The organism is Aurantibacter sp., assembly GCF_039941195.1.
Lineage (GTDB): Bacteria > Bacteroidota > Bacteroidia > Flavobacteriales > Flavobacteriaceae > Aurantibacter_A.
Window position 1 is genome coordinate 1 of record NZ_JBDVFA010000042.1, and the last position, 9,509, is coordinate 9,509.

Below are 9,509 nucleotides of genomic sequence, written 5' to 3' on the forward strand. Positions count from 1 at the left end.
TGCGTATAGCGACTTGATATGTAGCGTTGCTAAGCCGTAGCGGCGTATTTGGCAAATAAGCACTTATTTTAGATTAGGCTAGCAAGCCGCCATAGCGCTGCGATGATGTAGCATTTCCAAAAGACCGAGAATCGAGGTACGTGATGAAGGGATTTTGGTCGACGCAGGTGAATGCTACATCATCGTCTCGTGTATGAGCAGTAGCGGATTTTGAAGCACTGCTTTTTGGATTATAATATACTTCTTTAAAATGAAAAAACGGTTCAAGTTTTGCACATAAACCGCTATTGCTTATACACATTGTTACCTGCTGGCTTTTCTGCTTAATTTAATTTTCCTCCTTGAAATAGAATACTTGATTTGATAGATTTCTCTTTCATATGTAAGAATTTTTTTCTTATCTCATCTTTCTTAAAATTGTCAAAATCTTGTTGAGTATTAAATTCCACCAAATGAATTTCATAAGGGACATCAATATTATTTTCGATTACAGATTTCTTTCCTGGTCTAATTCGTAGTGTAAGTCGTCCATTATATTTTAAGATTGTAGGTATTGCTATCTCCTCAAATTGATGAAAAACATCTTCTTGTCCTTCAATTATATAAATTAGTTGTGTTATATAAATCATTTCTTGTTTTTTATGCATTATTTTCAGCAGACTTTTTCTTTCCTTCTCTCAAAAAGAAGAATATAGTAACTATTAAAAGAATTATACCTAAACCAATAAGGAGAACTTGTACATCTTCAATCAAGCTCACAATTGTTCCAATAAAAGTTGCCCCGCCAATCCAAATTGCCAATGAGGTTAGCCAACAGCAACTTGTACCAATAAAAAAAGCAACTATGCTACCTAATAATGTTTTTTTATAATTCTTCATCTCAAACATTATTTTTTTGCACTTAATGAGATACTGACAACACTGGAAACAATATCTTTTGCTTCTTCGCTGTCTAGTTTAAAGTTCATTTCATTTGCAAGTTTCATAACTTGTGGATCGGCAAGCATTAACTCAATTGGAAATTCAGCTTTAGATTCTATTTTTATATCTTTAAAACCTGCATCATTTAAATATTGCAAATAGTCTTCTACTTTTTCAGCACCTGAAACACAAGCAATATGACCTGACAATGAATTTTTAATAAAGGCGGGCAATTCCTTTTTTAAAACAATGTCGCTTATAGTCAAACTACCCTCATTTTTAAGCACTCGATATGCTTCTTTAAAAACATCTCCTTTATTTAAAGAAAGATTGATTACACAATTTGAAACAACGTGTTCTGCTATATTATTATCGAGTGGAAGTTTTTCAATGTCTCCTTTAATAAAGTCAACGTTAGAATAGTTGCCTTTTTCTACATTCTCTTTGGCTAGTTCTAGCATTTCATCAGAAAGGTCCACTCCTATTACTTTTCCATTACTCCCAACTATTGGTGAGACAATAAAGGCATCAAACCCTGCTCCCGAACCTAAATCTATTACAGTTTCTCCTTTATGTATATCGGCTAATGCTGAAGGGTTTCCACAACCAACGCCTAAATTTGAACCTTTCGGAACAGCGTTTAGTATCTCTTCAGAATAACCAATAGTTTTACCTACCTCATAAGCATTTTCATTTGGGTCGCAACAAGCAAAAAGTTTTGAGGTTAATCCTTTTTTTGTCGATTTAGCTAATTTTCCATAGCTTTCAACTACAGATTCTTTTACTGATTTTTCCATTTTATTATTTTTTAATTATTAATAAAACAAAGGTCATTAAGATATTTTGATAGCCAATTGATCTAGGTCAAGTTCGAGATATTTTATTTCGAATTCGGCTTAAAGTCTCAGGTGCTACTTGTAAGTAACTAGCCAAATAGTTTAAAGGAACTCGTTGTAAAAGCTCTTTATCATTTTTTAATATTTGCAGGTATCTATCAGTAGCAGAAAGGTCTTTTAGAAATCTATTATGTGATTCAGAAATTATAAACTCGTTTTCTGCTGCTAACCTACCTATTTGCTGCCAAAAAAGATCTTTTTTAAATAATTTTTGAAGAGAATCATAGGAAAGGATAATCAGTTTCGAATCTTCAATTGCTTGAATTGACATATCACTTTCTTGCTGTGTTATTAAACTTTTGTATGACGTCGTAAATGTATTCTCCCTACAAAAACAATTGGTAACTTCTTTTCCATCATTGAGGTAAAATAGTCTTAATATACCTTTTTCAATAAATGCAATATTTCTGGCTGTTTTACCTTGTCGTAAGAAATAATCTCCAGATTTTATGGTCTTTGTAGAAAGAAAGGGAAGTACATTTTCATAAGCACTCGGTGTATAGTGAGGAAATTGCTGTAGGTATTTATTGAATGTATTCATTTTTTGCTTGCAGGTAACGGACTTGTGTATGGAACGTAGCGTGCAAAAAGACACTAACTTTTCGGATTAACACAGAGCCGAATTTTTATATTTTGTTTTTAATTTTTCACTTTTTAAAAGCAAAATTAAAAATTTGGCGGACTTTCTAAATATACACAAACCTTTGGTGAAGCCTTTACTAGCTATGTTTTATACACATTGTTACCTGGCTGGCGTTTTTCCACAAACTTGCTAGCGTTGGCAAAGACATACTCTTTTACAGTTTTGATGTAGCGTGGATGGCGCGACTGGAAATGTGTATGGCTTTCAGCGTTGGCAATTCCGCTATGCCATTAAATTGTAACTTTCACTTGGCGGAAATAACAATTCAATTCCTTTCGGCTTAATTTTAAATAACGGACCTTTTTCAACTACTTTTCCTTTTGAGTTTCTTTTAATTAAATGGTCAAGCGTAATTATTCCCTGTTCAATTAGTAAGTCAAATTGAGAAGTAATTGGCTTTTTAGTGTGTTCCACCAATTTATATTGAAAATGCTCTCGGTCATTTATTCTTGTACTTTCAGCTTCTACCCAAAACGTTTCTTTATGTTTAGATTTTAGTCGGTTGTGAAGTTTGTCTAATGTCCAAACCACAAAATCGCCAACTTCTGGTTTGTCAGAGTTTTCAATTAATTGCTTTATATCGCTATCGATTCTTAAATTCAAGCCTTGTGAATTTCTTGTAATGGCTGAAACTGTGCAATAAAGCTTAAAATCTTCATCACGTTCGTAGCCAAAGTTATCGAGAATTTCCGCTGAACTTTTAAACTTGCTCAATTTCCAATCTGGAACTTGTGCAAACAAATTTTTTCGGTTCGTTCTACTATTTCTGAACGATTTAAGCTCAATTCCTTTATAATCTGGTTGTTTGGAAGAATTAATATCTATTCCGAGTGCAGTTTCAAGTGTTCGACCTACAGAAGTGTCAGCATCAACCATTGAAGGAATTGGACCAGCATCTGCAATTTTTCTCAACATTGCTAAAAGCTCAAAAGCAACTTCATTTTCTGTCGTACTGATTGCATTAATTAGTTCCTGAAATGGATTTAGAATAGAAGAATAAATTAATTCTTTGATATCTAATTTTGTCAAGTTAAAAACTTGAAAACTATCGTTGTAAAAAGTGATTCCAATAATATCATTTGGGTCAGCAACTTTTGTTAAACCATAAAACCAAATTCTTGGGTCTCCTTTTTTAGTTGAAGGACGATATAGAGATGCTTTTGATTTTATAATCTTAAAACCAGTATGAATAATTGCTGGAATCATTACTTTGCTTTCTGTACCTTGATTCTGCAACTCATAATCGTGAATATTCTCACTTTTCAAATAACTACGAACAGAACCAGTCGCATCCATAATGGATTTTTTTAATCCGGTTTCGGTTGGCTCAATTAAAGTAAGAGAAACTTGGTTTTTGGTCAGTAATTTTATTTTTTCTTGTTCTGCGTTAGTAAGTTTTCTCACTTGATATGTTTTAAAATTTCACTTGCTACTGCTCGTGCTAATAAAGGTGGTACAGCATTTCCCACTAAAGTGTATTGCGGTACTTCTGTTTTTCTATTATTTCCTCCTGTTGAGCGTTTTCCTTGAAATACAAAAGAGTCGTCAAAAGATTGTAATCGTGCCATTTCTCTAACTGTTAAAGACCTTGGCGAATTATAATGAATATAATCATCTGCAATAGTCATTATTGTAGAGCTTTGTTCGTCTGGTTTTAAAACATTGTAGTTTCTTTTGTTCGTAGAAAGATTTAATTTCTCAAGTTCTGGTTGGGCTTTTTTATAATTACCATTTTTTAAAATCACACCAAGCCTTTCAATAACGGTTTCGTTCTGATTACTTGTTTTGTGATTGTTAAGTATGTCGAAGTATTTTTCTCCGTTTTCTAAACCTTCTGTGTTCTTTACGTAAAAAGGTTTTGTTTGAGGTTTAAAACGGTCAATTAATCTACCTTTTTTTGACCATTCTGCAAAGGACTTTCCTCCTTTTGAAATTGGCTTTCCATCAATTCTACGTTTCTTTAAAAGTTTAGCCATTTTTTTGGCTGTTCCATTGTATTGAGCTGAAATGTCAACCAATTCGTAACGGTGAGCTTCTTGATTATTACCTATGAAATCCAAGTCATACAAAGCCTCAAAAATGGTGACTTTTTCTTCTTCTGAAACTGTTGCTGGAATTTCAGAAATATACTTTTGGTCTTTGCGACAACCAATAAAAAGTACTCTTTCTCTATTTTGCGGAACACCATAATTTGATGCGTTAGCAACAAATGGCTGTTCTATTTTATAAAGCCTAATGCTTTCAAGAATCGTTTCTAACTCTTTATTTTGTTTTGTATTACAATGCGATTTTAATATTTCAATGGATTCATCAAAAGACGTTGTGTAGATTTTTAAAGATGTAATAATGTCTTCGCAATCTTTTTTATAAGTACTTGGTACTTTTAGAATTTTGAAAGCGTCTTCAATTTTGGAAATCACATTTTCAGAACTGATTTCTGTAAGAAAATCTGTGAAAGCATTTGCGAAATTGTCGCTGTCAATATTGCAAAAATCTTTTTCCTTTATAATATCACGTCTTAGCTTTTCCCATTCTTTTGTTCTAGCCAAAAGGTTAAAACCGTGACGAATTGTATTTATATTTTCGTCAGTTTTACTTGTTCTGTAATCAGCAATTTTTGGCGTTAATTTTCTAAATCTATTTTCTACAAAAGCGATGAAATCGGCTTTCCCAGTTTCTTTATCTTTTTCAAGTAGTTTTTCTAATTCTACTCTCTTTATAATACTGTCAAAAAGAAAGGAATTAGATTCTTTTCGTATTTTTTTAATGAATGAGATTAGTAATGGAATTTCTTTTATGTCCACAATAGAGTTAATCTCTTTGATGATTAATTCTTTTATTTTGCCTTTTTCTTTTGTCAAAATTCCCTTGACATTTTCCATAACGAAGTATTTTGGTTGTAAAACCTTTATTACTTCTAGATAATGAGAGAATAAATCATCTTTTTTGTCAAACTTTTTTCTTTTCCCTGCAAGACTGAAACTTTGACAAGGTGGTCCACCACATACAACATCAATTTGACGACCGTCAATTTTTTCTAATAAATTATCTAAAAAGTCCGGTTCTGTAATATCTTGTTTAAGAAATTCTGCGTCTAAGCCTAATTGATGATTGTAGCGAACAACGTGAGTTAATTCGCAATTTTCATTAATATCGTTGGCAACTACGAAATCAAAGAATTTGTTGTTGTGCTCAGCTTGTAAAAATCCCTCACTAAAACCACCTGCTCCTGCAAATAAGTCTACAAAAGTGAAGGGTTTTCCATATAGAGCGACCTGTTCTTTTACAATATTTACATTGCTATTCTCTTTATAGTTTTCGATGTGTTCATTCAATACGCTTTTGACTTCATCCTGAACAAAGGTTTTTTTGTTAGAATGGTGTAGAAGTTCATCCGCTCGTTCCCTTAGAAAATCCAAATAATGGTTGATTTCGTGAGATTCCACACTTAATCCAATAGCTTTCTGTTTGGATTTGTTGAAGTTTTTCGGTTCTATTTTCTGTCCCGTAGAAATCTTTACTTGACTTCCGTTACAGTTTATTCGTAGATGAATTGGTGCAAACCCTTTTTTGTCTGGTTTGTCTAAATAAAAATTAATTGTTGCCATAATTATTCACGGACGTTTTTACGTACACGGACAAATTTACGGACATTTTTTTAAATTCCTATTTAATTCTGATTTTTGTTCGGATTAAACCTTGGAAAAAGGCAAGCTCTTTTTATTTTTTGAGGCACGAGAAAAATAAAATGTGCTTGACTGTGCGGTTGGATTCGCTTGCAGGTAACGGTTCGGCTATGGCAAGTAGGGCAGGCAAGGAAACTTTTCGTTTCCGTCTGGTCTGCGAGCCAGAGCTTTTTGTTTTGTAATTATTTTTTCTTTTTTAATTGCCAAATCCAAAAGATTTGGCGGACTTAGCAAACACGCCCAAGCCTTTAAATATAGCACTTTATGCCCTATTTGCTATAGCCATTGTTAGCTGCAGTTTTTAGTTTACATAGATTGATAAATTTACATCTAATTCAATGTTTTGTGAATTGTTTATTTTATCAATCAGTCTTGTCGCATTCGGATTGTTGGATTCGATGACAAAAAATGTTTCCAAAACAAGCTTTGACTTATCGTATTTATATTCATTAAAAAATATGGCATAATCGAATCCGTGATATTTGATTATTACTGCTTGTCCTTTTTCCACTATGATTTTGTCTTCTATTCCTTTTGCTTTAATTAATGAAATCAAGTCTTCAACAAAAACATTAAATGTGTAAGGGTTAATTTTAGTATTGTGAAAGCTTTTTGAAGTAGCAATACTTTGTGAAGAAAGTATTTCAGCGTAATGTCGGTTGATTATGTGAGTAAATGAGTAATGGTTAATTTCAAATCCTACTCCATTTAGCGTGAAAAATCTATTTTCATTTCTTGAATCTATTGAATCTATAATTTTAATTGATTCGTGATAAACATAATATGATTTTAACAAACCTTTAAACACATCCTTTTTGTAATCTTCGGATAAAGAATCATTCAGAAAGTTCTCTATATTTTTCTTTTTTAAAGTATCTCTAGTTTCTTTTGCTATGGTTTTTAATTTCTCATCAGAATGTCTTTCATTGAGACATACAGTAGCCCAATCTTTTGCACTTTTTTCTAGTAATAATTTATCTTTTTGAACTTCTGCGTTATTAACTGGAATTATTAATTGATTATTGATTTTAAATTTTTCTAATTCTTTATGGGTTTCAGGATTGTATTCCTTTTGGTTTATTTCTTTCAGTTTTTTTAAGTCAAGGTATTCACTTGCTCTCTTATTTGGATTGCTTTTATAGAAAGTTGAATTGAATTCCAAATCAAGGCAATAAATTAAATATAGATGGCGAAACTTAGAATAGTCAAACCTGCTATCAGATAGGGCTATTTCCCTATTCTGGATTTGATAAAAAAGAAATAAATTTTCTAATTCCTCCAAAGTCAAAGCTTGATTGTCCTTGAATTTTTCTTCAATTCCGCTAATCTTTTCTATTGCCTGAAGTGTTTCTTTTTTTAGGTAGTCATCCATCTTTTCAAATTGCAGCTAACGTGTTTGTGTATGATTTCGTTGCGTGTTTCAGCAACTAATTTAGCAAATACAAACCGAATAGAAAATCCGCGAGGATTTTCGTAAATAGGCGAGTACTAGCAATGAATTATACACGTTGTTAGCAAATGTTATTTTAATTTCGATGCTATTGATGCTAAATTACTCTCAATATTTTTTTCAGTTTCTTCTATTTCTTTCTTTAAATAGTCTTTTTCCAAAATAAGGATTATTGCATCTTTAAGAACAGGAAAGTATTCTAAACATTCTTGTTCTTTTAATTGATGAATTCCTTTACTAACTATTCCATATAATTTTTTGTACTTAACAACGAGTTCAGGTAAATAGTTTTTAAGAAGTGAAACTTTTTCAGACATTCCTTTGGATTGAATGTACTTTTCTTCGTCCCAATCTTTTTCTTTTTTCGCTTTTTGATGATATTTTTCTATTAGATTTTCGAAGATTCTACGCAGATAGACAAATGAACCAACTCCAACTCCGTGAGTTACTAATCCAATTGCTTTATTAAATTCACTCAAATCATTTTTAGAAATGACCTTTGAGTATTTTTTATATTTTCCAATTTCTAAATCAGCAAGTGTTGGATATTGACCGATTTTTTGAAATTCGTAAATAGTTTCATCGTCATCGTAGTCATCATCATCGTCGTGCTCAATATCAATTGCCTTAAATAAAAAAAAGTATATAATCTTAAAATCATTTCTAACACAGGTCAAAGTACATTTTTGTATTCCAGTATAAGAACGTATTGAACTCCTTCCAGAAATTCGATTTTCAAATCGGACTTTATAACTTGTGTTTTCGTTCAATTCAGGATTATATCCATTTACCAAACCATTAAAATCTAAAAAGTCTATAAGTCCGTTTAACTTTTCATCTTCAGTTTCGTGAATAGTTATTTTCTTGTATAATGGGACTTCAAAAAATATTCTTTCCATTGTTCGGTTTTAATATTTGCTAACGGTTGGGCTAAGCGTAGTGCGGAGGCAAGGAAACTTTTCGTTTCCGTCTGCCGACGTAGCTAAAGCTTATTGTTTTGCTTTTTCTTTTTTTGTTCCAAAGCTAAATCCATAAGATTTAGCGACTTAGTAAATATACACAGACCTTTGGATTAAGCCCTAAAGCCCGCATTACGTTTAGGCTGTGTTGTACATAGTGTTTTTTACGACTCCCATTGGTTTATTGAAGTCAGAATTCCCCACATTCCATTAACTTTCTCGAAAATCACAATTCTTCCATTTCCGCATAACCCTCCGCAATGAATTCCGAAATATACTGAAGCCAAATTCTCATTATATTTAGCTTTAGAGAATTCAATGACCTTGCGAGTTCCGTATTTTTTTATAATCCGTTTCCATGGATTTTTTCTTTTGAATTTTCTACCAAAAAACGAATAGTATTTTTTCGAAGTTATTGACTGAATATTTAGCTTTTCCGTCGACAATAAATTTGCATTAACTTTCGGGCTTAAACCAAAATTAGATGTCAATCCCTTCACAGATTTTCTAAATTTAGATTCCTGTATAAGTCTCTTTATAAAGGTTGTATCGTTTCCCGTGTTTATTGAAATGAAATTTATGTCTGAATTCGAAATAGAATCAGATTTTGAATCAAAAACATCATATAAATTATCAAATCTGTTTTCGAATTGCTCAATTAATAAAACTGAGTCAATGCTGCTTTTAATTCCAAGCTCTAATTGCTCCGTTATTATCAAAGAATACAATTCATAATCTGCTTTTTCGACCTGCGAAAAGGTTGATTGAGCAGTTAGAATTATTATGAAAAGTATTTTTTTCAACATTATGTACAACGTTCACGGCTATTTGCAGTTGTGGCCCTAGCCACCATTGCATATAGCCCATGTTGTATGGTGTTTTTTTAACTCCTTAAAGTTAAAAAATAAATGAACAGGTTTTTGACCCAAGCATTAGCTAGTATTACCTTTATTT

10 protein-coding genes are annotated in these 9,509 nt (G+C 31.9%); all 10 read right to left on the bottom strand.

What is annotated here, in order from left to right; translation table 11 throughout:
- Positions 1–73: 73 nt before the first annotated feature.
- The 10 genes from ABJF52_RS07990 to ABJF52_RS08035 all read right to left on the bottom strand — a co-directional run bounded on the left by ABJF52_RS07990 (position 74) and on the right by ABJF52_RS08035 (position 9,361).
- The gene (locus ABJF52_RS07990; RefSeq protein WP_348148843.1) at positions 74–301 is read right to left on the bottom strand and encodes a hypothetical protein; all 228 of its coding nucleotides are present in this window, start codon (positions 299–301) and stop codon (positions 74–76) included.
- Positions 302–323: 22 nt separating this feature from the next.
- A complete protein-coding gene (locus ABJF52_RS07995) occupies positions 324–629 on the bottom strand; it encodes a hypothetical protein (RefSeq protein WP_348148846.1) in 306 nt (101 codons plus the stop codon).
- 10 nt (positions 630–639) lie between these two features.
- Positions 640–879: a hypothetical protein gene (locus tag ABJF52_RS08000; protein ID WP_348148849.1), complete on the bottom strand. Its 240-nt coding sequence runs from the start codon at positions 877–879 to the stop codon at positions 640–642.
- 8 nt (positions 880–887) lie between these two features.
- Positions 888–1,718 carry an arsenite methyltransferase gene (gene arsM / locus ABJF52_RS08005; RefSeq protein ID WP_348148851.1) on the bottom strand — a complete coding sequence of 277 codons (831 nt, stop codon included), beginning with the start codon at positions 1,716–1,718 and terminating at the stop codon, positions 888–890.
- Between the two features lie 67 nt (positions 1,719–1,785).
- Complete coding sequence (locus ABJF52_RS08010; RefSeq protein WP_348148854.1) at positions 1,786–2,358, bottom strand: Crp/Fnr family transcriptional regulator; 573 nt, start codon at positions 2,356–2,358, stop codon at positions 1,786–1,788.
- 324 nt (positions 2,359–2,682) lie between these two features.
- Positions 2,683–3,864, bottom strand: coding sequence for an MvaI/BcnI restriction endonuclease family protein (locus ABJF52_RS08015; RefSeq protein WP_348148857.1), 1,182 nt, complete (start codon positions 3,862–3,864; stop codon positions 2,683–2,685).
- The gene (dcm, locus tag ABJF52_RS08020) at positions 3,861–6,068 is read right to left on the bottom strand and encodes a DNA (cytosine-5-)-methyltransferase (RefSeq protein WP_348148860.1); all 2,208 of its coding nucleotides are present in this window, start codon (positions 6,066–6,068) and stop codon (positions 3,861–3,863) included. Before dcm ends, ABJF52_RS08015 begins: the two co-directional genes overlap by 4 nt.
- Positions 6,069–6,447: 379 nt before the next feature.
- Complete coding sequence (locus tag ABJF52_RS08025) at positions 6,448–7,518, bottom strand: hypothetical protein (RefSeq protein ID WP_348148863.1); 1,071 nt, start codon at positions 7,516–7,518, stop codon at positions 6,448–6,450.
- Between the two features lie 149 nt (positions 7,519–7,667).
- On the bottom strand, positions 7,668–8,495 hold the full coding sequence (locus ABJF52_RS08030) for a hypothetical protein (protein WP_348148866.1): 828 nt from the start codon (positions 8,493–8,495) through the stop codon (positions 7,668–7,670).
- A gap of 224 nt (positions 8,496–8,719) precedes the next feature.
- Positions 8,720–9,361 (bottom strand): hypothetical protein, encoded by a 642-nt coding sequence (locus tag ABJF52_RS08035; RefSeq protein ID WP_348148869.1) that lies wholly within the window; start codon positions 9,359–9,361, stop codon positions 8,720–8,722.
- Positions 9,362–9,509 lie beyond the last annotated feature (148 nt).